Consider the following 25,856-nt stretch of genomic DNA (forward strand, 5'->3'; position numbering starts at 1 on the left):
TCAGATCATCGCCACAGCTGCATGAACCATGTGTCTTCCCTGCGCTCTGAATGGCGTGCAAACAGGAGGTTTCCGAGCCGCACAGTGGACAGAAGATTCGAATAGCGATTCGTTCGCGTTTCATCTACGAAAGGTGTTCACAGTCATGGGATTTAAGAGAGTCGGAATTGGTGCGGGTGTTCTTGCGTCCGCCGCTGCCCTCGCGTTCGCAGGAACCGCTTCTGCCGCTCCCGCGGTCGAGGCCGTACCTACCGCTGATTACCAGCTGTGTGGCAATGTTTACAGCGGTGCGGGGTTGGAGTACAACGCCGCACCACCGGCGGCCGCACAAGGTGTCTCCGGGGTCGTAATCTCCGGCGTGATTAGCACGGCACCCTCCACGACGTATACCGCGACCACCGATTCAGCGGGGCGTTACTGTATCCAGGCTCCGAATACGATGAAGGCTGATGTACTGGGCGGAGCCACGGTCAAGCTCACTGCCGGCACCCCGCCGTCACCGTTCACCACCATCACCAACAATCCGTGGAAGAGTGCAGCAGTTTTCGGGACTACGAACATCGGAACGATCATTTTTGCAGCGCATCAGTACGGATCGCTCAGTTCCAACTCGGCGTACCACTTTAATTTCGTTGCCTCGTAGATAATCCGTCGACTGATTTGACCGAGCGACATCTTGAGTCCGCACGTGAGGTCTGACTGTCGGCTGACGAGGTAGTTCAAGGATGGGTGGGTGCAATCCAATGCACCCACCCCGTTTCACTTGTGCTCACATGATCGAACGGCAGCCAGACGACTGGTGCGATCGATCGACGATGATTGCTGTGCCCTGCGGTTCAGTCACCCTGCCGCAGTTCGCTGAAGATCAAGTTGGTCTGGGTATTGGCGATGGCCGGATCGTTGAGGTGCGCGCTGACGAAATCGCGAAGCCGAGTGGGAGATTCACACGAGACGTGCACCAGGAGATCACGGTCCCCACTCATCAGGAACACTCGCTGAACGGAATCCAGTCCGCTCAGGTGCTCGGCAATTTCCGTCATCCGGCTCCTGGCGTGGGAGTGAATCAGAATCGACACCATCGCCGAGATCTCGAGGCCGAGTAGCTCGAGGTCTATGTCTGCGTGAAACCCCTTGATGACGCCCGATTCGCGTAGCGCACGCATCCGCGCCAGAGCGGTCGACGGCGCTATCCCGACCTTCTCGGCGAGTGCATTGTTGGGGATGCGTGCATCCCGGACGAGTTCGCGGAGAATCGCCGTATCGACGTCGTCGAGCCGAACATGATTCGGCCGAGCCGCGGCTGCCGCCCGTTCGATCGCATTAATCATCCGATTTCTCCCTGCCGTTGCGAAAATATTCAGCAACTATTGACCGCGCCCGTCGATGATTCTAGCTTTTGCCAAACACATCGAATTATCAAACGGTCGAGATCGACACAGTCGACTGTTGCGACGAAGGGGTCCGGATGGTTCCGAGGATCGGCCGACACACGGGCGATTCGGGGGCGCGGTTGATCGACATCAGCCCGCCGATCTCCGAATCGACGCCCGTGTGGCCAGGCGATACCGCCTTCACCCGCGCTGTTACGTCAGACCTCGGCGACAGTGACGCCGTCACGATCAACCGAATCACCACCACTCCTCATATCGGTGCTCACGCCGATGCGCCGGCGCACACCCGCATCGGCGGTGCGCCCATCGGTTCTGTTCCCCTCGAGCCCTATCTCGGCGAAGCACTGGTGGTCGACATGACGGGCGTCGACGGTGCCGCATGCATCAGGCCCGTCGAAGAGACGGTGGAGCGACTCGGCGGCCATCTGCCGCAGCGGCTGATTCTGAGGACTTACCCGAAGTACCCGCGCGAGTGGGACAACGACTTCGCCGGCGTTTCTCCGGAGCTGACCCACTGGTTCGCCGACCGCGGTGGAGTTCTGATCGGAATCGACGGCGCCTCGTTCGATCCGATGGACAGCAAGACCATGGACGGGCACCACGCGGCAAGCGATCGTGGCGTCGCGATCCTCGAAGGACTGTGCCTCGACGAGGTCGACGAAGGCTACTACGAGTTGATCGCACTGCCGCTGAAGTTCCTCGACCTCGATGCCAGCCCGGTACGCGCCGTGCTCCGGACTCTGCCTTCATCACTTTCAACGCCGACACATGCAGGAGAAGAATCGTCATGACATCGACAACCACCCTTTCGTTGGATGACTGCGTCAAGGCCGACGCAGTGGATCCCCTGAGGGAGTTCCGCCGCGAGTTCGCGATTCCGGAGGGCGTTCTCTACTTCGACGGAAACTCGCTCGGCGCGCGTCCCATTGCCGCACAGGAATGCGCCGCGAGAGTAATCGGCGACGAGTGGGGCAACGGCTTGGTTCGCAGTTGGAACGAGGCTGGATGGTTCGACCTCCCGGTCCGCCTCGGTGACAAACTCGCCCCGTTGCTGGGAGCAGGTGAAGGCGAAGTGGTAGTGACGGATTCGACGTCGATCAACCTGTTCAAGGCATTGGCCTCCGCACTGTCCATCGCGGCTGCTCAGGATCCCAGCCGGAAGGTGATCGTCTCCGAGCGCGACAATTTCCCCACTGACCTCTACATTGCGGAGGGCATCATCTCGCTGCTCGATCAGGGATACGAACTACGCCTGATCGACCAACCGGGCGACCTCACCGAAGCAGTAGGACCAGACACCGCCGTAGTGATGTTGTCGCACGTCAACTACCGCACCGGAAACCTGTATGCGATGACGGAAGTCACTGCAGCAGTGCAGGAACGTGGCGCCCTCATGATCTGGGATCTCGCACACTCGGCCGGCGCCGTCACTGTCGATCTGAGCGGCGCCGACGCCGACTTCGCGGTCGGGTGTACGTACAAGTACCTCAATGGTGGTCCAGGTTCACCTGCATTCATCTGGGTCAACCGTCGCCATCAGAACACCGGAATCCAGCCGCTGTCCGGGTGGTGGGGGCACGCGCGACCGTTCGCGATGGAGTCGGCCTACGAACCGGGCGCAGGAATACGACGGTTTCTGAGTGGTACTCAACCAATCACGTCGTTGTCACTCGTCGAGTGTGGTCTCGACGTCATGCTCAAAGCTGACATGGCCGACATCCGCAGCAAGTCGCTCGCGCTGGCCGATCTCTTCATCAACCTCGTCGAGGAGCGTTGCGCTGCCTACGGTTTGGAGTTGATCACGCCGCGCGCGCACGAGCGTCGTGGCTCGCACGTGAGTTTTGTTCATCCCGAGGGCTATTCCATCATGAAGGCTCTCATCGCGCGGGGCGTCATCGGCGACTACCGCGAACCAGGAGTGCTGAGGTTCGGTATCACTCCGCTCTATCTCGGATACGCCGACGTGTGGAACGCCGTCGACGTGTTGCGAGACATCCTCGAGAACAAGTCCTGGGATCGCCCCGAATTCCGCGAGCGCGACGCAGTCACCTGATTCTTCCAAGTTTCCGCGGACCGGGAGGTACCGCCTTTCGCAAGGAGCTTTCATGAGTGATTTCAAAAACATTCAGCAGCGAGAATCAGGTCTCAAACGCGAACTCGGCCCCAAGCAGATGAGCATGATCGCGCTCGGCGGTGCAATCGGCACCGGACTCTTCCTCGGCAGTAAGTTCGCCATCGGATTTGCCGGCCCGAGCGTCATCATCAGTTACGCGATCGGCGGGTTGATCGCCCTGCTGCTGATGGGTGCCCTCGCCGAAATGACCGTCGCACATGCGACATCAGGTTCGTTCGGTGCGTACGCAGAGTTCTACGTCGGACCGTTGATCGGCTTCCTCGTTCGCTATCTCTACTGGTCTTGCATCGTCCTCGCGGTCGGTACCGAGGTCACCGCGATCGGTGAATACATGCAGTTCTGGTTCGCCGACGTACCGTCGTGGCTGTGGATCGTGTTGTTCTCCGGAGTGCTGATCGGCGTGAACATGTTCAACGTCAAGGCCTTCGGAACGATGGAGTACTGGTTCTCGACGATCAAGGTCTTCGCGATCGTGGCATTCATCGTGATGGCAGCGTACGTCGTGTTCGGTAGCGGGAACCCGGACTATGGATTCCACAACTACACGGCCGGTGGCGGATTCTTTCCGAATGGTTTGTCCGGCATGTGGTTTGCCGTGATCGTATCGATCTTCAGCTACTTGAGCATCGAGATGATCGCCATTGCGGCCGGTGAGGCGGAAAACCCCGCGGTGGCGGTGAAGAAGGCGTTCCGTGTGACGATCGTCCGGCTGTTCGTCTTCTACATCGCAACCCTTGCTTTGATTCTGGCAATTGCTCCGATGGACAAGATCTTGAGCGGCGGAAGCCCTTTCGTCACGGTAATGCAGGTCGTGAAGATTCCGGGCGCAGACAGTGTGCTGAACTTCGTGGTGATCATTGCCGCGCTGTCCGCGATGAACAGTCAGTTGTACGTGTCTTCGCGAATGATGTTCTCGCTCTCGCGTGCTGGTGACGCGCCGGCCGTTCTCGGCAAGGTCAGGGCCAACGGCTCGCCGGTCAACGCCTTGCTGCTGTCGACGTCGGGCATCGCCGTCGCGACCATCGTCTACGTTCTCTTTCCCGAGCAGGCATTCACGTTGATGATCTCGTTGTCGATGTTCGGAGCGATGGCGACGTGGCTGCTGATCTTCGTGACGCACTGGTTCTTTCGCAAGCGGATGGCAAGCGAAGGACGAACCCTCTCGTTCACGATTCCGTTCTTCCCGGTGGGGACGATACTGGGTGGTGTCCTCATGATCGCGATCCTCGTCACGACATTGTGGGTCGAGGATTTCAAGATGACCTTGGTGTTCGGGGTGCCGTTTGTTCTTGCCGTGATCGGCATCTACTACTTCACCCGATCACGTCGGGCGCAGAGTCGAGCGGTAACGGCTGAACAGGTTCAGGACGAGATCACCGGCACGGTGGTCAAGCGGGTTCCCTGACTCGCATTGGCAATCAAAGGGTTTCGGCGAAGAACTCCATAGTGCGGGTCCAGGCGAGGGCAGCAGAATCCGGGGCGTAGTGGCTGGTCGAAGTGTCGTTGTTGAACGCGTGGCCGGCGTCGGCATAGCGGTACACCCGGGCGAGATCGGACGCGGTTGCGCGCAATTGCTCGACGCTCTCCGGCGGGATACTCGGATCGAGGTCGCCGTAGTGACCGAGCCACGGGACCTGCAGTTGCGCTGCAAGTTCGGTGCCTGCCGCGATTCCGTCCCATCGGGCCTCGGCGACACCGCCGCCGTAGTACGTGACAGCGGAATCGACGAGGGGTACCGCGGCACACCACAGTGACGCGGTGCCGCCCATGCAGAATCCGAGGGAGCCGACTTTGTCTGCTCCCTCGGATCGGCTGTAGTCGACGGCGGCACGTACGTCGTGGCCGATGCTTGTGCTGTCGAGTGCCATGAGCGCATCCTTCGCGGACGGGAAGTCGGTGAAGGAGGTCTGTGCGCCGCGGTGGTAGAGATGCGGGGCGACGGCAAGGTAGCCGGCGTCGGCGAGGCGTTCGAGGATGCTCTCGATGTGTTGGTTCACGCCCCACGCTTCTTGGAGAACTACTACCGCATGTCTCGGTTCACTCGGCGAATCCGGTCGGCTGACGGTCAGCGGTACGTCACGTGTGGTCGTCGTGAAAGTTCCCATGTCCCGACTGTATGCGAGTACGGACTGTATTCGAGCACAGCCTGTAGGTGCACGGTCGAACTAGACTCGTCGAATGTTCAGTTCCGACGTTCCGCCGATCAGCCTGGGCAGTTGGCCGACGCCCGTCGAACCTTTGGCGCGTTGCGCGAAGGCACTCGGATTGGGGCCGGAAGACCTGTGGATCAAACGTGACGATGTCACCGGACTAGGCGGCGGCGGCAACAAGATCCGAAAGCTGCAGTACACCTGCGCTCAGGCTTTGGCCGTCGGCGCGACGACTTTGATCACTACCGGTGCACCGCAAAGCAATCACGCTCGGTTGACTGCATCCGCAGCAGCCCGTTTGGGATTGCGTTGTGTGCTGGTGCTCGGTGGTGCCGAGCCGGAATCCGCGCAGGGAAATCTCGTTCTGGATGCACTCGCGGGCGCTGAGATCGTCTGGGCCGGTGGGGACACGGCATCCGCGGTCGGCGCCGCGGTGCAGGCCGTCGCTGACTCGGGCGGAGTTCCTTTTGTCATTCCCTTCGGTGGTACCAGCGCGGTGGCCGCGCAGGGTTACGTCGACTGCGCACGCGAGATCGAGCAGCAACTCCCCGGAGTGGAACGCGTCGTGGTTGCACTCGGATCGGGCGGAACGATGGCTGGACTTGTCGCGCATCTGGGCGTCGACAGAGTTGTCGGCGTCGATGTCGGGGCTGTTGCCGATCCAGTGTCGACCCTCGCTGGGTTATTGGACGAGATGCCTGGTCCGACCGTCCGAGCCGCGGATCTTCAGATCCTGCGAAACCAAGTTGGACAAGGATATTCGACGCTCACGGAAGCATCAGCCGGCGCGATCCGATGTTTGGCTCGTACGGAGGGCATCTTCCTCGACCCGACGTACACCGGCCGAGCCTTTGCGGGATTGATCCAACTAGTGAAGGACAAAGCCATCACGGCGGGATCAAAAACGGTCTTCCTGCACACCGGTGGGTTACCTGGCCTGTTCGGACATCCCGAACTGTCGACGCTGCGGTGAGCGAGCAGATCGACTACCCGCTCAGCAGCCCGCTCGACGAGTTGTCCGAGTGGCAACGCGTCGTGCGACCGCTGCGCGTCAGTGCCGACGGGTATCTGCGTTTGGCGACCAATCGGCTGTCAGTCGATTCGGACTACACGTGGGAGATGCACCGCCACAGCGATCACGAATTGCTGTGGGCGATCGACGGTGTTCTCGAGGTCCGTACTCCGGAGACTGTGTACACGGTGCCGAGCGGGGTCAGTCTGTGGATCCCGTCCTTTGTTCCGCACGAGGTGACGGCGCGTAGCGGCACAGAATTGTCGTGCACGTGGTTGGTGGCATCCGATGTGACCGGGTTGGATCGTGTGGTGGCCTTGTCCACCCCTCCGCTGCTCGAACAAGTACTCGATCACCTCACCCGAGACGACTTGACCGACGCGGCTCGTCGACGAGCCGAGGCGTTTGCCATCGACCTCGTCGAACCCGTACCGCGACTGATTTTCGATGTGCCGCTGCCGACGACGCCGTGGCTTCGGCAGATCGCAGATCAGTTGGTTGCCAGCCCGGCCGACACCCGATCGGTCGAGGAGTGGGCCACCGACGCGAAGGTCAGTACGAGGACCCTCACACGAAGGTTCCCGGCCGAAACCGGATTGACCTTCTCGGAATGGCGTATGCGACTGCGGGCTCATCATGCGATGCAACTTCTGGCACTTGGTCGAAGCATCTCGTTTGTATCGAGGAAGACGGGTTTCCGTTCCGAAAGCGCGTTCGGTGCGGCTTTTCGTCGGACGATGGGTGTGACCCCGGGGGAGTTCGCAAGCCTGATCGATCATCCGCGCGCGCCAATGACCGATTGGCTACAGGACTAGTCCGAACAGCGACTCAAAGCGCCTCGATCGGACTTGTGTCGTGCCACAGAATGAACTTAGGGTTGGCTAAACAATCACCTCTGTAGGAGTTCTGCGTGCGCGCAATTCGATCATTTTCTTTCGGTTCCAGAGTCATCGCAGCGGCGGCAGTTGTCGTTGTCGGTGCGATGGTGGTGACTGGCTGTTCCTCGTCATCGGCCGACTCCGAGCCGACGGACGTCCGGACGGTTGCCTCGGCATACGGGGACATCGAGGTTCCCGCCTCGCCGGAGCGCGTCGTCGCCGCGTCGTACGACACTCCTTGGCAGCTCATGTCCCTCGGAGTGAAACCGGCTGCTGTGCAGGACTACGGCAAGTGGATCAGTGAATTCACGCCGGAGCAGCAGGCCTTCGTCGACGGGCTCCCGACCATCGGGCCCTACGGGGAAATGAACTTCGAAGCGATCGCTGCGGCAGATCCCGACATCATCGTCGGCGACGCCGACGAGGTGGACCAAGCGGCGTTCGACCGTCTGTCTGGCATTGCGCCCACCGTCATCGTCAAGGGCGAGAGTCGAGGCGACTGGAAGACGATCACCACGGAGATCGCCGAGGCGATCGGCAAGACGGACGTGCTCGAGTCGACGCGCACTGCTTACGAAGAGAATCTCGAACGTGTCCGTGGCGAGTACGCCGACGTGATCGCGACCAACAAGTGGATTCACATTTCACTCGGAGACGCGCCCGGCGCTTTCTCGGTTCAGCAGCCCACCGGTGCGATCGGCAATTTGGTGGTCAACGAACTCGGATTGGCGTACGGGCCCGGTGTTCCGACCAATTACACCGATGCCGGATACGAGTCCTACCCGATGGAGCAGTTGGCCGACATCATGAACGGTGTGACGGTCGTGCTGTATCCCCTGAATGCGGACGGATCGACCAATGCGGCGGTTCAAGCGGTCCTCGACGACAACCTCTTCACGAGGCTGCCGGCGGCGCAGGCCGGGCACGTCTTCGGATTGCAGTCGAGCGTCACAGACTTCGTGACCGCGAACGGTTGGCTGAACGAAGTGAAAACGAAGGTGTTTGCAACGCTCTGACGCTTGCTCACCTTTTCACTGCGTGCCCGCAACTGACCAGTTGAGGGCGCGCAGTCTTTTTGGTCGCCACTACGAGCGGAAATCCTGTCCTCTGCTTATGATTTCTGTCACTGCCGGTTACCGTTACTTCGACGAGAGCGACGCGGTTCGACCTTGCCTTGGCAGGGATCATCGATCCTCGGCGACGTGGGGAGGTGGTCGCCATCCCCGCAGATCCGTGGGGTATTTTGTCCGTATCTACTGTCGGGGTGAGCAGTGATGTGCGGGGGAGTTTTTGGTGAGTACAAGCGCTCGTGCCGTCTTTCGAGCAGGGCGCTCTGGATTTCGGGACCATACCCGTCCGGACATTAGTTCTGGTTTGCTGAGCGTGAACGGTGCGTGGGGCGAATCGTTCGAGGGGACGAAAGGCGAGATCGGCGAATGACAGCGACTTCCGACGCACGGCATACCGAATCGAAGGCTGTCCAGAACACCGACTCGCCGTCTGGCGAAAACCCGCGCTGGCGCGACCGCAAAAGGTACCTGTGGCCGCTCGGATTGCTGATTCCACTCAGCCCGTTCATCTCCTGGTTTCTCGTCGACAACCTTCGTCTCGGATTGTTCTGGGCGACCGGCGCGTGGCTCCTGGTCATCGTCATCCCGATCATCGACATGTTGGCTGGTGAAGACGGCGAAAGTCCGCCGGACGATGCGATCCCACGACTGCAGAAGGACCGCTACTACCGCTGGTGCACTTACGCGTTCCTCCCCTTGCAATACGCCGGTCTGGTCTTCGCCTGCTGGTGCTGGATCAACGCTCCGATGGGAATCGCGGAGAAGATCGCGATGTCGTTCACGGTGGGCGTCGTCGCCGGCGTCGGTATCAACGCGGCCCACGAGCTCGGCCACAAGAGCGAGAAGAGCGAACAGTGGCTCGCGAAAGTGGCGCTTGCGCAATCTCTCTACGGGCACTTCTACGTGGAACACAATTTCGGCCACCATGTGCGTGTAGCTACTCCGCAGGACCCGGCCAGCTCACGGTTCGGTGAGAGCTTCTGGAGGTTCTTGCCACGAAGTGTGTTCGGCGGGCTGCGTTCGGCATGGCGCATCGAGAGCGCGCGACTCCAGAGGAAAGGCAAACGAACCTGGAGCTTCGAGAACAATATTCTCAACGCTTGGGCGATGAGTGTTGTCCTCTTCGCGACGCTGATCGGTATCTTCGGTTGGGAGGTCGCGCCCTGGCTCCTGCTGCAGGCAGTTGCCGGATTCACCTTCCTCGAAGCGGCGAACTACCTCGAGCATTACGGTCTGCTGCGTGGCAAGCGTGCTGACGGCTCGTACGTTCGCGCCAGCCCCGCTGACAGTTGGAACAGCGATCACGTCGTGAGCAATCTGTTTCTCTACCAACTGCAGCGGCACAGCGATCACCACGCCAACCCGAAGCTGCGGTACCAAAGTCTGCGTAGCGCGGCCGAAGCGCCGCAACTTCCGGCCGGCTACGCAGTGATGATCGTGATCGCGTGGATTCCACCACTGTGGCGCCGGGTGATGGACCAGAGATTGTTGGACTACTACGACGGCGACACAGAACGAATCAACGTCGGCTGATCACGTAGCCGTCCGCTGAACTGTTCGGAGTTGTCGTCTCAGCGACCGTCATCCCACACGGTGTTACCGCTTGCGGTCGTCGAAGGGTAGTCCTGGACCGCGTCCCAGTGTTCGACAATTTTGCCGTTCTCGTCGAATCGGAAGATGTCCATCGAGCCGCTGCCGGCCGTTCCCTCACCGGACGAAGCGAAGGTCTGAACAAAGACGAAGTCGCCCTCGGCTACCGTCCGTGGAAACTTGGTGGCCTTGTCTCCGGTAACGGGTTCGATCCCGGCCAGTGCGGTGACAAATGCGTCCTTGCCGTCAGCGAACGAGGGGTTGTGCTGGGTGTAGGTCGGACCGACCAGCTGGTCGGCAGCCTCGGCGGCTTTGCCTTCGTTGAAGGCGAGCTGCAGGAACGTCAACGCGTTGGCCGTGTTGCGCTCCAAGACTTCTGACGACTTGGACGGCGACGAGGTGGGTCCGTCGAACATCGTGTTCGGATTCGCGGACGTTTCCGGCACGTCTTGAATGGCATCCCAGTGTTCGGCGATCTTGCCGTTGTCGACGCGGAAGATGTCGAACACGGCCTGGCCGCGGTCGCCGGGTGCAGACGTGGTGTGAGACTGGAGGGCAACCAGATCGCCCTCGGCGAAAACACGAGTGATCTCGGCGTGTAATCCGGGTGTGGCCTCGACGTAACCGCCTATGCCGCTGACAAATCCGGCTGCCCCGTCGGCGGCAGTGGGGTTGTGTTGGATGTAGACGTCGCCAAGGTACCGGTCGGCGGCTTGCTGTACCTGACGGCCGTTGAACGCCAGTTCGTAGAAGTCCGTGACGACGGTCTTGTTGGATTCGAGTTGATCGCCCTGTTCGGCAACAACGCTCGTGGACGTCGCAGAGCTGCTGGGCGTTGCGGATTCCGCGTCGTTGGAGCACGCGGTGAGCAGGAGAGCGGCGGCAGCGGGAACAGTGATCCAGGCTGCGCGCCTACGAAGGTTGCTCATGTTCAGTGTGCGACGGTGAAACGCTGGCGACGGTGGGCCGGAGTCTCGATCTCGTCGACAAAAGCGTGGGCGTAGTCTTCGCCCGCGATGGCGGAGTTACCCTCGGCGTCCGTCAGGAGAATGTCGCCACCCAACTGGAACGATCCCTTCGGGGCGACGCCGGCATGGGCACCGAACGCTGCGGCCGGGCTCACGTAGAACCAGTCGACATTGCTGTCAGTTGCGCGGAGCGCGTCGAGGACGTCGGCGTGAGCGAGCGCCTCACCCTTGTATGCGTCCGGGAAATCGGGGGTGTCGACGACGCGCGGCCCACCCTCGGCGACCAACAGGCTGCCGGCGCCACCGACTACGGCAATGCGAGCAGCGTTGCGTGCGGCGGCATCGGCGAGGGGAGTGACGGCGTCGAGCAGGCGCTTGCCGTCGATCTCGCGAGCGGGGATGGCAACGACAACGACGTCGTTGTCTGCCGTGATCTGCTCCACGATCGTGTTGTCGTGAACCGAACCCTGCACGGCATTCGTGTCGGTTCCGGACTGCGCGCTGCGAGCGACGACGGTTACCTCGTGGCCGCGTGAAGCGGCTTCTTTCGCGATTGCGCTTCCTGCAAAACCGTTTCCACCGAATACTGCGATCTTCGACATGGCGTGTGCCTTTCCTTGATGTCGTCGTTGTGCTTGTAGTAGTAAATTTATTCACCTGGAAGGTCGATGTCTCGGTCAGATGCGGGCAATAATTGGTGAAAAACAGACATCTTGATGACGGTGGGCCGATTGCTTCGGGTCTAAGTTGCGAACCGTAGGGTTGGTACATGACTCTCACCGCCGACAACAACGCAGGTCCGCTGGCAATCGAGCGCTCGGACGTCGAAGCTGCGCGGACTCGTATCGCAGGACTGGCGCGGCGTACTCCCATCTTTCGAACTGCGGTGCCGACACCACACGGCGAGGTGCCGGTTCTGTTCAAGCTCGAGTACCTCCAACACGGCGGCTCCTTCAAGGTGCGCGGCAGTCTCAATGCCGTGGAACGAGCGGTCGCCGACGGCACCATGCCTGACGCAGGCGTGGTGATCGCGTCCGGCGGCAACGCTGCGATCGGCGCTGCGTGGGCCGCGCGGCGCCGAGGGCTCACCTGCACAGTGGTGGTGCCGGAGACAGCGCCCGAAGCAAAGGTGAAGGCACTTGGGGAGCTGGGTGCAACCGTTCACAAGGTCGGCGACCGGTATGCACTCGCCGCTGCCGCTGCGGCGGACATCGCACGCTCGAGCGGTGCGCTCGAACTGCACGCCTACGACCTGCCCGACATCGTCAGCGGAGCCGGGACCATTGCTCTCGAGATCGAGGACGACGCATCCGGACCGATCACGTATTGCGTTGCAGTCGGCGGCGGCGGGTTGGTCTCTGGAATCGTCGCGGCGGCTCGTCCCGAAGATCAAGTGGTAGCCGTCGAGCCGACCGGGGCTGCCACCTTGCGCACCTCGCTCGATGCGGGGCGTCCGGTCGATATCGAAGTGAACAGTATCGCCGGGGACTCATTGGGGGCCACACGGATTGGCGCCATCGCCTGGGAGACGCTGCATGAGAGTTCGGTTAACAGCGTTGTGGTCGACGATGATTCGATCCGGCAGGCGCGGGCGTTCCTGTGGCGGGAGTTCCGGATCCTGGTGGAGTTGGGAACCGCGGCAGCAATGGTTCCGGTTCTGAACGGAACGGTGACGCCGCCGTCCGACGGTGAATTGTGCGTCGTTTTGTGCGGCGCCAACACGCATCCGACCGACCTGTAATTTTCGCGTATTTCTTTGCCTGCGTGTGAGAAAGTCCCAGGTGGGTACCTCTCGCAGTATGAGTACCAGCAGCATTATCTGGATAATTGTTGCCGTGGTCGTGGTGATAGCGATCGTGGCCGCACTCCTGTGGGTGGCGCGAAACAGGCGCGACGAGCGTCGTCACATCGAGGCAGAACAGATCCGCGAAGACGTCGCAGACAAGTCGCTGCAAGTAGGCGAGCGCGAGGCGCGGGCAGAAGAGACAGCAGCCAAAGCGCGCATGGTGCAGGCAGAGGCCGACGCCAAAGCGGCGGAAGCGTCTGCGCTGCAACATCATGCAGCGCAACATCGGAAAGAGGCGACGAGCTCTCGCGAGGAACTGAACCAGCAACGAGATCATGCAGACACGATCGACCCCAAGGTTCCCAACCCCGAAGAACCGCGGTCGACGCCGGATCAGAACCCTCGAAACCCTTGATCTCGAAACACTTGATGCAGGCGTTCGAGGGAAGCGTCTGCCCGTATATGGTTCGACGATCATGATGAACAAAGAATCGTCACCGCAGGACCAGAAAAGTGTCACGTCCACGGCGGCTGACGTCGCACAGAACAATGTCTTCGAGCGCTTTGCCCGCGCAGGATTTGTCGTCAGCGGCGTGGTTCATCTGCTGATCGGATATATCGCGATCCGCCTTGCTCTCGGTGGATCCGGGTCTGCGGACCAATCGGGTGCGATGGCCGAGTTGGCAGGAAAACCAGGGGGTGTCTTCGCTCTGTGGGTCGGCGTCGTGGCCTTCCTTGCCATGGCGTTGTGGAGATTGGCCGAAGCTGCGTTGGGGAGCTCGTCGTCGCCGTCCTCGGACGACAAGAAGAAGGAGTTCTTCAACCGTGCAAAGGCTCTGGGCATTTCGCTCGTCTATTTCGGTTTTGCTTTCACTGCATTCGGATTCGCCCGCGGAAGCGGGAAGTCCAGCAGCGGTCAGAGTGCGGGAATCACGGCGCGTTTGATGGAGAACACGCTGGGGACTATCGCATTGGTGATCGGTGGGATCGCGATCATCGCTGTTGGTGTTTACCACGTGTACAAGGGCGCGAGCCAGAACTTCCTGGATGATTTGAAAGGCACACCCAGCAACTTCGTGCGCCGACTCGGAACCGTCGGGTACGTCGCCAAGGGCTTGGCCATCGCTGCTGTCGGCGTTCTGGTTCTTCTCGCGGTCAACAGTTCCGAACCCGGCAAGTCCTCCGGACTCGACGGAGCGTTCAAGACGCTGGGTGCGCAGCCGTACGGAGTGGCCCTGCTGATCCTTGCCGGATTGGGCATCATCACCTACGGGCTCTACTGCTTCGTGATGGCACGCTCGACGAAGATGTAGCGCCCGCGGGTAAGTGGGTCTATCCGAATGACCCGGTCTGGAAACCGGCGTCGCTGCCCGACGAACTTCCCGTCGAGCTACCGAATATCGGTCGTCTCGGAACCAGATCATGCATCAGGTTCACTGCTGCAGGGTCGATCATTGCCGCATTTCCACCGTTCGCCAGAATCGTGATCGACCAGCCGCTGTCGGGAACCAACAGGGTGATGCAGTTGGATCCCGAGCTGTCTCCGTTCTTCTTGGCGAACCGTTGTGGGAAGTTCGGCGTCGGGGGTTGGAGCTGCCACGCCATTCCCATTCCGAATGCAGGATTCTCCGGAGCTTGCGTGTCGATCTGCTCGAGCATCGAGGTGAGGACCGGTTTGAGCGGGTTGTTGCCATAGCCGAGAGTTGTTGCGGCCCAGATCGACATGTCCTCGGCGGTGCTGACGAGGCCACCCCCGCCTGCGATCGCACCCGTGTTGTTCCACAGAGTGGCTCTTGTGCCGTCGAGGTAGTACGGAACGGCCAGGTCGGTTGCTTTGGTCTCGATCACGGTACCCATCATCCCGAGCGGGTCGGTGATTTCGCGGGCGACTGCTGCCGCGAAAGGCGGCTTCTCCTGTCCCGGAATGATCTTGTCTGCCATGAGTGTGCCGAGCAGTCCGAACCCGAAGTCCGAGTACAGCCAGTGGCTACCGGGGGCGAACTCCAAGGCCCCGGTAGCCCGGAGTCCTTCCCAGAGCATGTCTCTCGTGTACTTCGCTTTCTCGTCCACACACGATTGTGTGGGATCTGCGCACCCAGCCGAGAGATTGGGTGGGTCGTCGCTAAGACCGGAACGGTGGGTGACCAGTTGGCGAAGCGTGATCTCCTCGCCACCGCTGCCTTTTGGCAGCAGGTTGCCATCCGAGTACTTGCTCGCCAGGTCGTCCAATCCGACTTCTCCCCGAGCGATCAGTTTCGCCAGTAGTGCAGCCGTGAAGGTCTTGGTCTCCGAGGCGATCTCGAATTGCGTTCGTGGAGTGACTCTCACGCCGTTTTCGACGTCGGCCTGGCCGTAGTGGTACGTAGTGGTGACACTCGCTTTGCGGTTCTTCTCATCCGGTTTGACGATGGCGAAGGCAAGACCGGGGACTCCGCTGTTCAGCAGTGTCTCTGCGACGCGCTGTACCGCTTGGGCTTCCGCAGGATCGCCGACCCGCGAACCTGGATTGGGTGCCGTGGGGCCGGCGGCGCTGGCGGTCGAGGAGGTCGCGAGGGTTATGACGGCGGTTGCCGCCAGTCCTGCAACGCTGATGAACTGTCGTCGTGACGTCCGGGCGGACCCTCGATCCTGGTTTTCCATTGTTTGCACATTACAACCAAAGTCGACTGGTTTGACTGTTTTGTCGGAATTGCCAAGGTGTGCTCCTTAGACGATGGTTTTGCTAAATCACGCCGCCGTTGACGTAGATGACCTGGCCATTGACCCAACGAGCTGGGCCGGCGAGAAACGCGACAGCCTCCGCGATGTCCGCCGGTGTGCCGAGGCGTTCCAGGGGAGCCAGCTTGGACAGGTTCTCCACTGTAGCTTCGTCTTTCCCGTCAAGGAATAGATCGGTGGCCGTGGGGCCTGGGGCTACGGCGTTGACCGTGATATCGCGTCCCCGTAGCTCTTTCGCGAGAACCAGAGTGATCGCGTCGACAGCACCTTTGGTGGCGGCGTACGCGGCATAAGTCGGAAACGCCAGCTTCTTCACGGAGGTGGAGAAATTGATGATCGCACCACCGCGTCGGACACGTCTGGCTGCCTGCTGGTCGACCACGAAGGTCCCTCGGACGTTGATCCGATGCATCCGATCGAAATCGTCGAAGTTCAGTTCTGCGACGGTGGAGAGAATCATGATTCCGGCTGCATGGACGACGACGTCGATGCCCCCGAACTCCTCCTCGACCGTATCGAACAGGGCCCCGACTTCACCTTCGTCGGCGACGTCGGCATGCACCGCGATGGCGCGACCGCCCGCTGCGACGATGGTGTCAACTGTTTCCTGGGCGCGTTGAAGATTTCCTGAATAGTGCACGGCGACAGCCATTCCGTCGGCGGCGAGCTTCTCGGCAGTCGCTCGCCCGATGCCGCCGGAAGCTCCGGTGACGATGGCGACGCGGGTGGTGGTGTCAGTCATGATGTAACTCCTGAACTGGTTTGGTTGCATCGGACAGCTTGCGGAGCCACTCCCGTAGTAGGCCGACTTCGTTGGTGGAGAGGGAAGTTGAATCTGCGGCGGCGAGTTGGGCGTCGAGAGTGGATGCAACTCTGTTGAGGGAGGCGTCCGGGTGGGCGTCGGATTCGTCGATGATGGACGCGAAGATTCCGTCGCGAACTCGCTGTGACAGCGTCGGATCGGGGTACTGTTCCGGCCTTACGACGAGCATCAGAGCGACACCCGCATTGGCGGACATCACCATCTGCGTAGCCACGTCGACCGATACGGTCAGAACGCCTGCCGCAGCGCATCGTTCGAGAACGGATCGAAGTAGCGCCTGGGCTTGCAAGGCGGTGTCGGCACTCTGGGCGGAAGGTGAGTGCATCAGTCGGTAATGAGCGGGATGTGCGAGCGCGAAGGCTGTATGCGCATCCCAGCCGGCCCGTAGATCGGCAACTGGGTCATCGGAAGGTGTCGCAGCGCGTTTGCCTTCGAGGTATTCGGAGAATCCTGCCTCGACGACGGCTGCGAGCAGTCCGTCCTTGTCGCCGAACTGACGGTAGAGCGCGGGGGCGCCGACGCCGGCCATCTCGCACACGGCACGGGTGGAGATGTCACCGTTGGGGGAGGTGTTGAGCAACTCGGTTGCTGCGGCCAGAATCTTTGCTCTCGAACTCATGAAAACAACGCTAACACAAATGTGTAATCGTTGCTATCACCGGTTTGGTCGTGCGAACGAACTACAGACACAGGCACCAGAACTTGATCAGATAAGTGAGCCGGTCCGGCCACGGTTCTGTGTGGAGTGACGGCTAGAGCCGTTCTGTTGTCACACTCTGAACGAAGGAATCCTGGTGATCGACTCGGAAACTACTGTTGCGCACAATAATTCGCATTCCGGTTATCTGGGGTGGATTCTGCGGGTCATCAGTGTCGTGGCGTGTGTTGCGGTTGCAACGGTCGTTGCCTCGCTGACGCTCGGGCCGCCATTCGCACGGGCCTGGGCACAGTGGGTTGCTCGTCATCTAGGTGGGGACTTCGAGACGGGAGTCGTTGTCGGATTTGTGACTGGGCTTTTAGGCATTGCTGTGACTTTGTTCGCAGCGCTGATGAGTTCGTTGGCGTGGCGGCGCCGAGGTGGCCCGGCATTCTCGCTTGGTATCGGTGCTATTGCCTTGCTTGCCGTTCTTCCTGGCGCAGTGAATTTGAGTATCGCGGTTGGTGCAGCAGGATCCGGGGTAAGGGCGGCGGGGAGGATCCTCGACGTCGACGGGCCGGCGTTTCGTGGAGCCTGGGTAGCCGGATCAGTGGCGGGACTGTCGCTGTATATGGTCGGGGCGCTGCTGTTAGGGAGGAGCCTTCGTTCGGCATTCGGGCCTGTCAGGCAGGTGGTGTCGCCGCCGCCAGGGGTGGTCGGCGGTACGAATGCCTTGGCCATCGTCGCACTGGTACTTGGAATCTTCGGTGGGGTTCTTGCTATTCCCGTGGGCCATGTGTCGCTGAACCAGATTCGCCGTTCCGGCGAAAGTGGGCGCGGATTGGCAGTGGCCGGCCTCGTTCTCGGCTATCTGTCGCTGGTCGTCATCGTAGGTGTCGTACTAGTGGCTGTGCCCGCGGCCTTTCGATAATTTGGGTCGCGCGTCAGAGTTGGGTGGGCTGGAGTGGCTCGATGTCGTAGGCGCGGGGTCCGAACAGGCTCGCCGTCCGGGTGCGAATGGACGGAAGTGCTTCGTAGAGGCTCCCGCCGAGGCGGTGGAGGGAGTTGAACGATCGCGATTCCCAAACCGGAAACTCTCCGTCGGTGTCGCGTGATGCTGTGTCCCACAGGAGGGCGTCACCGTTTTCGCTCCATCCGAAAACCTGCAGCGAGTCGGGGAGTGACCAATCGCCGTCGGGTTCGATCATCCAATCGAACTCGTCATCCTGTCCTTCTGTGTAGACCGAATGAAGATGAGCGGTGAGGTTGCGGGCGCGCCCTTGCCAGCCGTCGGCAAATCCGGGAAGGACGGGCGGATAGATGAGCCAGAGTCCGAAGGTCCGCGCCCACCCTGCGCGCCGGATGAATGCGCGATATGAATCGGGGAAGCCCTGCCGGTCGGGAAATCGAAAAGAATCCAAAAAGGTGAAATCTATGTGTTGAAGCGTCGGTTGGCCTTTTACCGTCAGCGCGTTGGGTCCCGTGGCAAACACGTCATCAACATTAGCAATGCGAGTCCGTGGGGGATCTCGGGCGGGAGGTCTTGGCTGGTTGTTCCCCGAGTTCGTCGGATCAAATACCTTCAATGACCCGCAAGATTCACCACCAATCGAATCACCAACTCGCCGTCCACCTCTCGGGTCCGTTTCTCGCAGATCACGTTCATCAATGCGGTGCCCTCATCGATGCCGAGTTGGTGTGTGAGTAGCGTGTCGATCGTGTCGTCGGCGCTCGTCAATGCAGCTGCAGCGGAGGCGAGTTGGTGGTTCGTGACTCCTCTGTTGCCCGTCAAGGCAACGCGCAGAGAGCCCCTGGTGAACGTCGTGATCGCGGGTGGTGTCGGTCCACCCGTGTTGGCTTGTCGCACCCCGGCGATGTCCACCCCGGGTAACAAATCGGACGTGGCCTTGGCCGGCACTCCACCAATCGGATGCACGGAGACAACTCGATCGCCGAGGCGTTCCAGAGCGGTGTCGATCGACGCTACTGTGCCGGCGCGGTGAGTCGCGACCAGCACGGCGACCGAGCCTGTGGTTTCGCGTACCCAGTTCTCGGTAGCGAGCGAGTTGACCACGGATGGAAAGTGATTTGTCGTCCACTCCATGCCGAGTTCGGTGCGGTGGACCATTACTACTCGGACGGTTGGGAAGAGAACGGAGGGTGCGAGGGCCGCAGCCAGATTTCCGATGAGACCGTCGCCGAAAATGAGCAGCGTCCCCGGTGACTCACGGGAGAGGCAGGAGAGCGCATACCTGACGACGGCGTACGGTTCGACGAGAGTAGCGCGTGCGCTGGAAAGTTCCAGTGGCAACGGCGTGACCAACCCTCCACTCACCGCGGGCACGCCGATGATGACGCGTTGTTGAAACAACCCCTCGACGTTGTGGCCGAGAAGAAACGATGAATCATGCGGATGCGTCGGGTTGACCACGACTCGATCACCTACCTCGAAGCCGGTGACGCCGTCGCCCACTTCGACGACGCGGGTAGCGCCTTCGTGGCCGACGATGGGCGAGGGGTCGTCCCTGTCTCCGCGCACAATCTGAATGTCAGTCCCGCACAGGCTGACTTTCTCGGGGGCGACGAGAAGTTCGCCGGGTCCGGGAGTTGGAGTCGGCCGCTTTTCGACGCTCGACCGACTGCCCCTTCTCACGATTGCGCGATGGGTGAGTTGCGTTGTCATGAATCCTCTTTCACAGCTTGCTTACGCGGAGGCGACCGGCGGCAATATCGTCGGCACCGGACAGGGTGTCGATGTCGTGAGGACGGCACAGGTATATCGTCTTACGGATTCTCTCGGGAGTCAGTGACGTGTCCGCGTACGATCGCACCGAGGCGAGTTGGGAACAAAGTTCCCTCTCGTATATCTCGGACAGACCTTCGGCGAGCCCGCCACCGATCCCGATGCGATCCAGTCGTGGATCGAGGGCGATCATCGTTCTGACCAGCTCGGCGATCGGCTCGACGACCACGCTCAACAGAAGTGATGCACCAGGGGCGCCTGACTCGAGTGCTGGACCGAACGAATCTCTGTCATAGGGCAATTCGAGAGCCGAGGCGACAGCAGCCAACGCCGAGCCGGACGAGATCGCCGCGACATGTCCGATGCCTCCACATGCGCAGGGCAACTGTCGCACTGTATCCGGCCCCGACGTCACTGCACGAAGGTGGCCGACCTCACCTTGCAACCCCAATGCGTCCACTGGAATCACTCGCTCTCTTGCATCAGCTATCCGCAGTGCGATCCCGCTGCTGATGGTGAGGTAGGCGATGCGCCGATCGGTGGGACGTGTAAACCCACGAGCGAATGACGCCAACCCTGCCGTCACGTCGTTCACGAGTGTCCATCGAACGTCCGGGCGGTGGGATTCGAGGAGGCGCAGCAACGGAATCTCACCGGCAGGAGTGCCGCCCCACAATGGGCCGGATCCATGGGCGACGCCCTTCTGTTCGTCGAGCGCGGCCCCGCACGCCATGTTCACTGCGGCACCCGGCGGTAGATATCGATCCAGTGTCTCGATCAGCTCGCGCAGGAGTTTATCGGGAGTGGCAGACGGTTGCCGGAGCACGCTGGGCGATGGCAGCCGTTCGGTTCGCTCACCGCTGCGGATGCGTAGCCACGTACCTCCCAGATCGACCGATACGGTATCCGTCATAGTTCCGGTACCACGTCGATTACGAGCTCCGATCTCTCTCGGGAGAGTCGTAGTGAAGTAAAATTATTCACTCTCAAAAGGTTTCGTCCGGGCTCGGCTCCGATTGCAACGCATGATGCGCCGGAATCGGCCGCAGCAGCCATGCCGGCCGAGGAGTCTTCGAATACGGTGCAGGAGTCGGCGGAAACCTTCAAGCGCGCCGCCGCTGCAAGAAAGCCCTCGGGATCTGGCTTGCCGGCGCGCACGTCCTCAGCGCATACCGACGCGTGTGGAAGCGGGAGGCCCGCTTCAGTGAGCCTTCGCACCATCATCGATCGAGGGGCCGACGTGACAATCGCCCATTGCTCCCGGGGCACAGACGCCAGAAAGTCCTTGGCGCCGGCGATGGCGCGAACTGGATGCGAGTTCTGCTCTTCGCTTTGCCTGATCCAGTTCAGTTCGGATTCGACGTTTGCTCGATTACCGAGAACCCGAACGATGATGTCGGAAGCGATGCGGCCTGGAAGTGCCTGCGCTACCACCGCCCGATCAACGCCGTGCCGGTCCGCGAATTCGAACCAGACAGCCTCGATCGACGCCTGCGAATCGACGAGGGTTCCGTCCATGTCGAACAGCAGTGCCGAGGTCGAAATGGATTGTCGAATCAAGCTGGGCCGCAGAGTCATAAGACGGCCACCCGACTCATTCCCAAACTTTCGCCGGCAATGCGAATCAGATCGAGATCGTGGTCGGTTGAGCGGCGCAGTCGCTGGTCGCCAGGATCGGTATCGAGCACAATCGTCTGTGCACCGATCTCAGACAGAAAATCGATGTCGGCACGTATCTGGTTGATGGTTCCGTACCCGAGTGGACGGTCTGGTGATTCGACAGATCTTTCGGTGGGGAGAAAGTAGATGCGGGGGACGAACTCACGCCCGGGGGCGAGTGAAGCGACTCCAGCGATGCATAGGCCCCGGGTAGGGTGCAATGGGTGCCATGCAGTGCCTAATCTGTTGGTTCGGTCGATCGCAGCGGGTCCGTTGCCGCCGATCCACAACGGAGGGTGTGGTTGCTGCAGCGGTAGAGGTCCGTTGTGCACGCGATGTGTTCCGGCCGAGCCCGGTGCGTCGTATGTCTCCGACGTCCACGCTGCGATCAGGGTTTCGAGAGTGGTATCCGTCAGTCGGCCTCGACGTGTGAACGGAACGCCGAGGACGTCGAAAGCCTGTGCAGTCCAGCCGACCCCGATGCCCACGATCAACCGTCCGCCGCTGAGTCGATCAATCGTCGCGGTCGCGTGGGCGAGGTGGGCCGGGTGTCGGTGACTGCCGATCAGCACGCCGCTGCCCAGGCGAATCGACTCGGTACCCGCTGCGAGCCAGGACAGCGTGGCCAGGCACTCGTAAAACGGAGCGGGAGAGCGGCGATTCGCGTCGTCGGTCAACACCACGTGATCCGAGAGTAGGACATTGTCGAATCCGGCAGCTTCCGCTGTCCGGGCCCACGCGAGAATCCCCTCGGGGTCGATCTGCGGCCCGAAGTTGGGGAGATTGATTCCGTACTTCACAGCGAACTCGGAATCAGTCGCGCGGCGCCCCCGTGGCGGAACGTCAGGAAGTTTCCCCCGTTGGCGGTCAAAGGGCGAGGGGCCTCCTGCCGGCCGATGTGGTGCTCGAACAACTCGATGTTCAAGTCGCCGACGGATACCATCGCCATCCGGGACGTTCCTTCGACGTCGAGATCGAACTGTGCCGTCATGAACCCGCGATCCGCTGCGATGTCGGTGCGGAGCACCTCGGTTCCCGAATGGGCGGTCACCAGACGCGCTATCGCGGCGTCGAGGTCCGGGACGCTGTAGCCCGTGTGATCCAAACCGCGGCAGGTCGGGAGAAGGGCTGACGCGATGTCCTCTCGTCTGTGGTGGAGTCGGGCCTGGGTCTCGTGGAAGTATCCCGGCTCCTCGGGCCACTGCTGAAGTTCGAAGAGATCGCCCCACGGCGACCGGAAGTACACCCACTTGTTGCCCGCAATCGGACCCTCGGGTACCTCGATCACGTCGCCGAGGACTGTCACGTCGCTTCGCGAATCAAGGTAGCTCACAGCGAGTTCGATATCGCCGACAGTGAAGCAGAGATGGTTGGTACCGATGTCGACCAACCGCGGTGGGGGTTGATGGGGCCAATCCGCTGATACGAAATCCACGACCCCCGACAATCCGATCGGTACGGAGACACGTCCGGGGTATCTTACGACGCGGTTCGCACCCAGGAGTGAAGCGAAGAAGTTGGCGGCGGCGTCCGCATCGGGAACGGTGACACCGACTGTGGACAAGGCATCTTCGACATTCGCGGTCACGGTCATGGGATCAGCAGTACCTTTCCTCGGGTTCCGCCCGCGGCCAGCAGAGCGTGGGCTTGGGGTGCTTCGTCGAACCGGAATGTTCGGGCGACAGGGACGGTGACCGAACCGGTCGATACCAGTTCGGCGAATGATTCGAGGCCCGAGCCGTCCTCGTCGACATAGCTTTTCGCCGGTGTGATTCCACGTTGCGGTGCGGGTTGCTCGTTGTCGTCGATGGAGATGAAGGCGCCGTCGTCTCGCACACTGTCGACGGATTCGGCAATACCCGCCGTGTCGACGATGGCGTCGTACTCCTTCTGCGGCAGGTCGACGGGACTCGCTATGACCCGGCTGAGGCTGAGGGCCAAGAGTTCGTCAGTGTCGCTCTCGCGAGCGAGGGCTTCGACGCGGTGTCCCCGCGAGATCAGCAGCGCCGACGCTATTCGGCCCACCGCGCCGGCAGCACCGGTCACCAACACCGTGGATTCTGGTGCAAGGTCGAGTTTCTCGAGGCATTGCACAGCGGTGAGCGCTGCGAGTGGGATCGCAGCAGCGTGCTCGAGGGTGACGTTCGACGGAGCGGGTGCGAACAAGGACTGGTCGGCGGTGACGCGTTCGGCATAGGTTCCGTAGCGGTGTGCCGGTTGCGCGATCATTCCGATGACGCGGTCTCCTGGCGTGAAGCGTGTTACCGCGGATCCGACTGCGATAACAGTTCCGGAGACGTCCCATCCCAATACGGCTGGGAAGTGCAACTCGATGGGCAAGAACCCCGAACGGGTCTTCAGATCGACAGGGTTGACGGCAGCGGCTGCAACGGAAACAGTGACGTCTCCGGGGCCGGATGTCGGCTCGTCAACCTCGGTGAGAGTGAGAACGCTTGGGTCGCCGGTGGCTTCGATTGCGATGGCTTTCATGCGATTCCTTTCATGAGACCTTGCGTTGGAGAATGATCGACGGCGTAGCGGGCATTCGCTTCGGCTGCAGTCAGAACCAGTCCGCCGTCGACGGTAACGGTGGTCCCCGTGAGATAGCTCGAACCGGACCCGGCGAGGAACGCCGCGGCTGCTGCGACCTCGTGCACACCGGCCGGACGCCCCAACGGGATAGCGGGGCGATCGATGTCCGCATACGAGGATTCGTCATCGATGCCGTTCATCGCGGTGGCGGTTTCTCCCGGTGCGACGGAATTGACGCGCACTCCGTGGGGCGCGAATTCGAGGGCGAGGACACGACTCGACGCCGCCAATGCGGCCTTGCTGGCGCAGTAGATTGCACCGCCGGTGATGGGGACCGTGTCATGGATCGATGTGATGTTGACGATCGATCCTGCGATACCTCGCGCGATCATCCGGCGCCCCACCGACGAGGCCAACGCAAGTGGGGTGATCGAATTGACGGCCATGACCTCGCGCATTCGATCGATGGCGAGTGCATCTGCGGGTGATCGATCGTTGATTCCGGCATTGTTTACCAGGCAGTGGATCTCACCCAGTTCATCTGTGCATCTCAGAACGGCGTCGACTGTCGATTCGGCATTGCGCAGGTCCAGTTGCAGGGGAACGACGTCGATGCGGAACTGCGCATTTAGTTCGCTCACCAACCGTGCGATGCGATCGAGACCATTGCCGTATCCGAGGACGAGGTTGTGACCCTCTTTCGCAAGCGCGAGCGCGATTGCCCGGCCGATACCACTACTCGCTCCGGTTATCACTGTGTATTCGAGCTCACTCAACAGAGATCACCACCTTCGGCCGTGTCCTGTGGCCTTCGAGACGATCGAATGCGGACTGTGCTTCGGTCAGAGGAACCACACTGTCGATCAATGCGGTCAATGCCGGGCGAATCAGCGGGAACAGTTCCGCGGCTCGGCGGTAGTGATCTACCCCGTGACGTACTCCGATGATCGAAATGCCGGCCAGCGCAACCGCTCCGGGATCGATCGATTCCGTGTGCGCCGCGACGCCTACGAGGATGCACTTGCCTCCCGGACGGAGAACGCCTACGGCGGTACCCAGCGCACCGGCGCCGCCAGACGCCTCCACGACCACGTCGTACTGCCCGGTCAGGTGTGTGGCATCGGTGAAACTGTGTGTGACGGTGCCGGAGTCGAGGTGTTCGATCGACCGGGGTTCGAGAACGTCGACGGTGATCGGGTATCGACTCAGCATGGCGATGGACAAGCTGCCGATCGTGCCCGCGCCGACGACGAGAACCCGATCACCCGGCGACACCGAAGCAGCGTCGAGCGCCTCGAGCACCGTCACGAGCGGCTCGATGAGAACGTGCTCCGGTTCGACTGTGACGCGACCGAGTGAAACGACCGTGCGCCGCGGCATGCGGAGGAATTCGGCTGCGGCACCAGGATGTTCGTATAGCCCGACCTCACGCAGATCGGAGCATTGGTTGCGTCGTCCGGCCCCGCAGGCCGAACACGCCTGGCAGAAAATCATCGTGCTCCCGGTGACTACGTCACCCGCCGACAGATCGTGAATATTCGGGCCGGTCTGCTCTACGGTGCCCACCCATTCGTGCCCGAAGTGATGCGGAAACGACGTAAGGCCATCAGTGAGGTATGACGACGTGCCGTGCAACAACTCCAGATCCGTACCGCACAGACCGACATAGGCAACCTTGACGACGACATCGTCAGGCCCGCAGTTGGGACGGTCGATCGTCACGATCGACACGGAACGGGGAGCGTCGATCATCGCAGCTCTCATG

At 61.3% G+C, this 25,856-nt stretch carries 28 protein-coding genes; 12 read left to right on the top strand and 16 right to left on the bottom strand.

The window, feature by feature from the left end:
* Positions 1–145 precede the first annotated feature (145 nt).
* Positions 146–643 carry a hypothetical protein gene (locus tag ACKAMS_RS03205; protein WP_020971070.1) on the top strand — a complete coding sequence of 166 codons (498 nt, stop codon included), beginning with the start codon at positions 146–148 and terminating at the stop codon, positions 641–643.
* A 193-nt stretch (positions 644–836) separates the two neighbouring features.
* Here ACKAMS_RS03205 and ACKAMS_RS03210 read toward each other — a convergent pair whose 3' ends face one another.
* Positions 837–1,328: an Lrp/AsnC family transcriptional regulator gene (locus ACKAMS_RS03210; RefSeq protein WP_019745679.1), complete on the bottom strand. Its 492-nt coding sequence runs from the start codon at positions 1,326–1,328 to the stop codon at positions 837–839.
* A 137-nt stretch (positions 1,329–1,465) separates the two neighbouring features.
* Here ACKAMS_RS03210 and kynB point away from each other — a divergent pair, with 137 nt between their 5' ends.
* From kynB to ACKAMS_RS03225, 3 genes are read left to right on the top strand one after another with little or no spacing between them, the layout of a single operon-like run.
* Complete coding sequence (gene kynB, locus ACKAMS_RS03215; RefSeq protein WP_019745678.1) at positions 1,466–2,182, top strand: arylformamidase; 717 nt, start codon at positions 1,466–1,468, stop codon at positions 2,180–2,182.
* Entirely contained in the window at positions 2,179–3,444 is a 1,266-nt protein-coding gene (gene kynU, locus ACKAMS_RS03220) for a kynureninase (protein WP_020909417.1), read from the top strand. The genes kynB and kynU overlap by 4 nt, the downstream gene beginning before the upstream one ends.
* Before the next feature lie 52 nt (positions 3,445–3,496).
* On the top strand, positions 3,497–4,930 hold the full coding sequence (locus tag ACKAMS_RS03225; RefSeq protein ID WP_408988590.1) for an amino acid permease: 1,434 nt from the start codon (positions 3,497–3,499) through the stop codon (positions 4,928–4,930).
* 13 nt (positions 4,931–4,943) lie between these two features.
* Here the strand turns inward: ACKAMS_RS03225 and ACKAMS_RS03230 are convergent, their stop codons facing one another.
* Complete coding sequence (locus ACKAMS_RS03230; RefSeq protein ID WP_019745675.1) at positions 4,944–5,630, bottom strand: dienelactone hydrolase family protein; 687 nt, start codon at positions 5,628–5,630, stop codon at positions 4,944–4,946.
* 73 nt (positions 5,631–5,703) lie between these two features.
* Here ACKAMS_RS03230 and ACKAMS_RS03235 point away from each other — a divergent pair, with 73 nt between their 5' ends.
* From ACKAMS_RS03235 to ACKAMS_RS03250, 4 genes are all read left to right on the top strand, one after another.
* A complete protein-coding gene (locus ACKAMS_RS03235; protein ID WP_408988591.1) occupies positions 5,704–6,648 on the top strand; it encodes a D-cysteine desulfhydrase family protein in 945 nt (314 codons plus the stop codon).
* Positions 6,645–7,502 (top strand): AraC family transcriptional regulator, encoded by an 858-nt coding sequence (locus ACKAMS_RS03240; protein ID WP_019745673.1) that lies wholly within the window; start codon positions 6,645–6,647, stop codon positions 7,500–7,502. The genes ACKAMS_RS03235 and ACKAMS_RS03240 overlap by 4 nt, the downstream gene beginning before the upstream one ends.
* Before the next feature lie 95 nt (positions 7,503–7,597).
* The gene (locus ACKAMS_RS03245; protein WP_019745672.1) at positions 7,598–8,581 is read left to right on the top strand and encodes an ABC transporter substrate-binding protein; all 984 of its coding nucleotides are present in this window, start codon (positions 7,598–7,600) and stop codon (positions 8,579–8,581) included.
* Positions 8,582–9,001: 420 nt separating this feature from the next.
* Complete coding sequence (locus ACKAMS_RS03250) at positions 9,002–10,168, top strand: alkane 1-monooxygenase (protein WP_020909414.1); 1,167 nt, start codon at positions 9,002–9,004, stop codon at positions 10,166–10,168.
* Positions 10,169–10,206: 38 nt separating this feature from the next.
* Here ACKAMS_RS03250 and ACKAMS_RS03255 read toward each other — a convergent pair whose 3' ends face one another.
* Together ACKAMS_RS03255 and ACKAMS_RS03260 are read right to left on the bottom strand one after the other, a co-directional pair.
* Positions 10,207–11,154, bottom strand: a complete 948-nt coding sequence (locus tag ACKAMS_RS03255) for a nuclear transport factor 2 family protein (protein ID WP_408988592.1) — start codon at positions 11,152–11,154, stop codon at positions 10,207–10,209.
* Between the two features lie 2 nt (positions 11,155–11,156).
* Positions 11,157–11,795, bottom strand: a complete 639-nt coding sequence (locus tag ACKAMS_RS03260) for an NAD(P)-dependent oxidoreductase (protein WP_408988593.1) — start codon at positions 11,793–11,795, stop codon at positions 11,157–11,159.
* Positions 11,796–11,962: 167 nt separating this feature from the next.
* On the opposite strand from ACKAMS_RS03260, the gene ACKAMS_RS03265 reads away from it, so the two are divergent.
* From ACKAMS_RS03265 to ACKAMS_RS03275, 3 genes are all read left to right on the top strand, one after another.
* Entirely contained in the window at positions 11,963–12,934 is a 972-nt protein-coding gene (locus ACKAMS_RS03265) for a serine/threonine dehydratase (protein WP_046379436.1), read from the top strand.
* Positions 12,935–12,992: 58 nt separating this feature from the next.
* Positions 12,993–13,394, top strand: coding sequence for a hypothetical protein (locus ACKAMS_RS03270; protein WP_020971062.1), 402 nt, complete (start codon positions 12,993–12,995; stop codon positions 13,392–13,394).
* Between the two features lie 61 nt (positions 13,395–13,455).
* Complete coding sequence (locus ACKAMS_RS03275; RefSeq protein ID WP_019745667.1) at positions 13,456–14,292, top strand: DUF1206 domain-containing protein; 837 nt, start codon at positions 13,456–13,458, stop codon at positions 14,290–14,292.
* A 19-nt stretch (positions 14,293–14,311) separates the two neighbouring features.
* Here ACKAMS_RS03275 and ACKAMS_RS03280 read toward each other — a convergent pair whose 3' ends face one another.
* From ACKAMS_RS03280 to ACKAMS_RS03290, 3 genes are all read right to left on the bottom strand, one after another.
* Positions 14,312–15,619 carry a serine hydrolase domain-containing protein gene (locus ACKAMS_RS03280; protein WP_408988594.1) on the bottom strand — a complete coding sequence of 436 codons (1,308 nt, stop codon included), beginning with the start codon at positions 15,617–15,619 and terminating at the stop codon, positions 14,312–14,314.
* 82 nt (positions 15,620–15,701) lie between these two features.
* Complete coding sequence (locus ACKAMS_RS03285; RefSeq protein ID WP_047889022.1) at positions 15,702–16,439, bottom strand: SDR family oxidoreductase; 738 nt, start codon at positions 16,437–16,439, stop codon at positions 15,702–15,704.
* Positions 16,432–17,139: a TetR/AcrR family transcriptional regulator gene (locus ACKAMS_RS03290; protein ID WP_047889023.1), complete on the bottom strand. Its 708-nt coding sequence runs from the start codon at positions 17,137–17,139 to the stop codon at positions 16,432–16,434. Before ACKAMS_RS03290 ends, ACKAMS_RS03285 begins: the two co-directional genes overlap by 8 nt.
* Positions 17,140–17,314: 175 nt before the next feature.
* Between ACKAMS_RS03290 and ACKAMS_RS03295 the strand changes: the two genes are divergently transcribed.
* Positions 17,315–18,088, top strand: a complete 774-nt coding sequence (locus ACKAMS_RS03295; protein WP_408988595.1) for a DUF4190 domain-containing protein — start codon at positions 17,315–17,317, stop codon at positions 18,086–18,088.
* Positions 18,089–18,101: 13 nt separating this feature from the next.
* Here the strand turns inward: ACKAMS_RS03295 and ACKAMS_RS03300 are convergent, their stop codons facing one another.
* The 9 genes from ACKAMS_RS03300 to ACKAMS_RS03340 form a co-directional block, all read right to left on the bottom strand.
* Complete coding sequence (locus ACKAMS_RS03300; protein WP_037119881.1) at positions 18,102–18,578, bottom strand: hypothetical protein; 477 nt, start codon at positions 18,576–18,578, stop codon at positions 18,102–18,104.
* Positions 18,579–18,739: 161 nt separating this feature from the next.
* Complete coding sequence (locus ACKAMS_RS03305; RefSeq protein WP_019745661.1) at positions 18,740–19,840, bottom strand: alcohol dehydrogenase catalytic domain-containing protein; 1,101 nt, start codon at positions 19,838–19,840, stop codon at positions 18,740–18,742.
* A gap of 10 nt (positions 19,841–19,850) precedes the next feature.
* Positions 19,851–20,813, bottom strand: a complete 963-nt coding sequence (locus ACKAMS_RS03310; protein WP_408988596.1) for an ROK family protein — start codon at positions 20,811–20,813, stop codon at positions 19,851–19,853.
* Positions 20,810–21,478 (bottom strand): HAD-IA family hydrolase, encoded by a 669-nt coding sequence (locus tag ACKAMS_RS03315; protein WP_019745659.1) that lies wholly within the window; start codon positions 21,476–21,478, stop codon positions 20,810–20,812. The genes ACKAMS_RS03310 and ACKAMS_RS03315 overlap by 4 nt, the downstream gene beginning before the upstream one ends.
* A complete protein-coding gene (locus ACKAMS_RS03320) occupies positions 21,475–22,359 on the bottom strand; it encodes a TIGR03619 family F420-dependent LLM class oxidoreductase (RefSeq protein ID WP_020971055.1) in 885 nt (294 codons plus the stop codon). Before ACKAMS_RS03320 ends, ACKAMS_RS03315 begins: the two co-directional genes overlap by 4 nt.
* Positions 22,356–23,153, bottom strand: coding sequence for a VOC family protein (locus ACKAMS_RS03325; RefSeq protein WP_019745657.1), 798 nt, complete (start codon positions 23,151–23,153; stop codon positions 22,356–22,358). The genes ACKAMS_RS03320 and ACKAMS_RS03325 overlap by 4 nt, the downstream gene beginning before the upstream one ends.
* Positions 23,150–24,049 (bottom strand): NADP-dependent oxidoreductase, encoded by a 900-nt coding sequence (locus ACKAMS_RS03330; protein ID WP_020909402.1) that lies wholly within the window; start codon positions 24,047–24,049, stop codon positions 23,150–23,152. Before ACKAMS_RS03330 ends, ACKAMS_RS03325 begins: the two co-directional genes overlap by 4 nt.
* Positions 24,046–24,867, bottom strand: a complete 822-nt coding sequence (locus ACKAMS_RS03335; RefSeq protein WP_019745655.1) for an SDR family oxidoreductase — start codon at positions 24,865–24,867, stop codon at positions 24,046–24,048. The genes ACKAMS_RS03330 and ACKAMS_RS03335 overlap by 4 nt, the downstream gene beginning before the upstream one ends.
* Positions 24,860–25,855, bottom strand: a complete 996-nt coding sequence (locus tag ACKAMS_RS03340; protein WP_020909399.1) for a zinc-binding dehydrogenase — start codon at positions 25,853–25,855, stop codon at positions 24,860–24,862. The genes ACKAMS_RS03335 and ACKAMS_RS03340 overlap by 8 nt, the downstream gene beginning before the upstream one ends.
* Between the last annotated feature and the right edge of the window lies 1 nt (position 25,856).

It is taken from the genome of Rhodococcus sp. 5A-K4 (assembly GCF_046097995.1).
Lineage (GTDB): Bacteria > Actinomycetota > Actinomycetes > Mycobacteriales > Mycobacteriaceae > Rhodococcus_F > Rhodococcus_F erythropolis.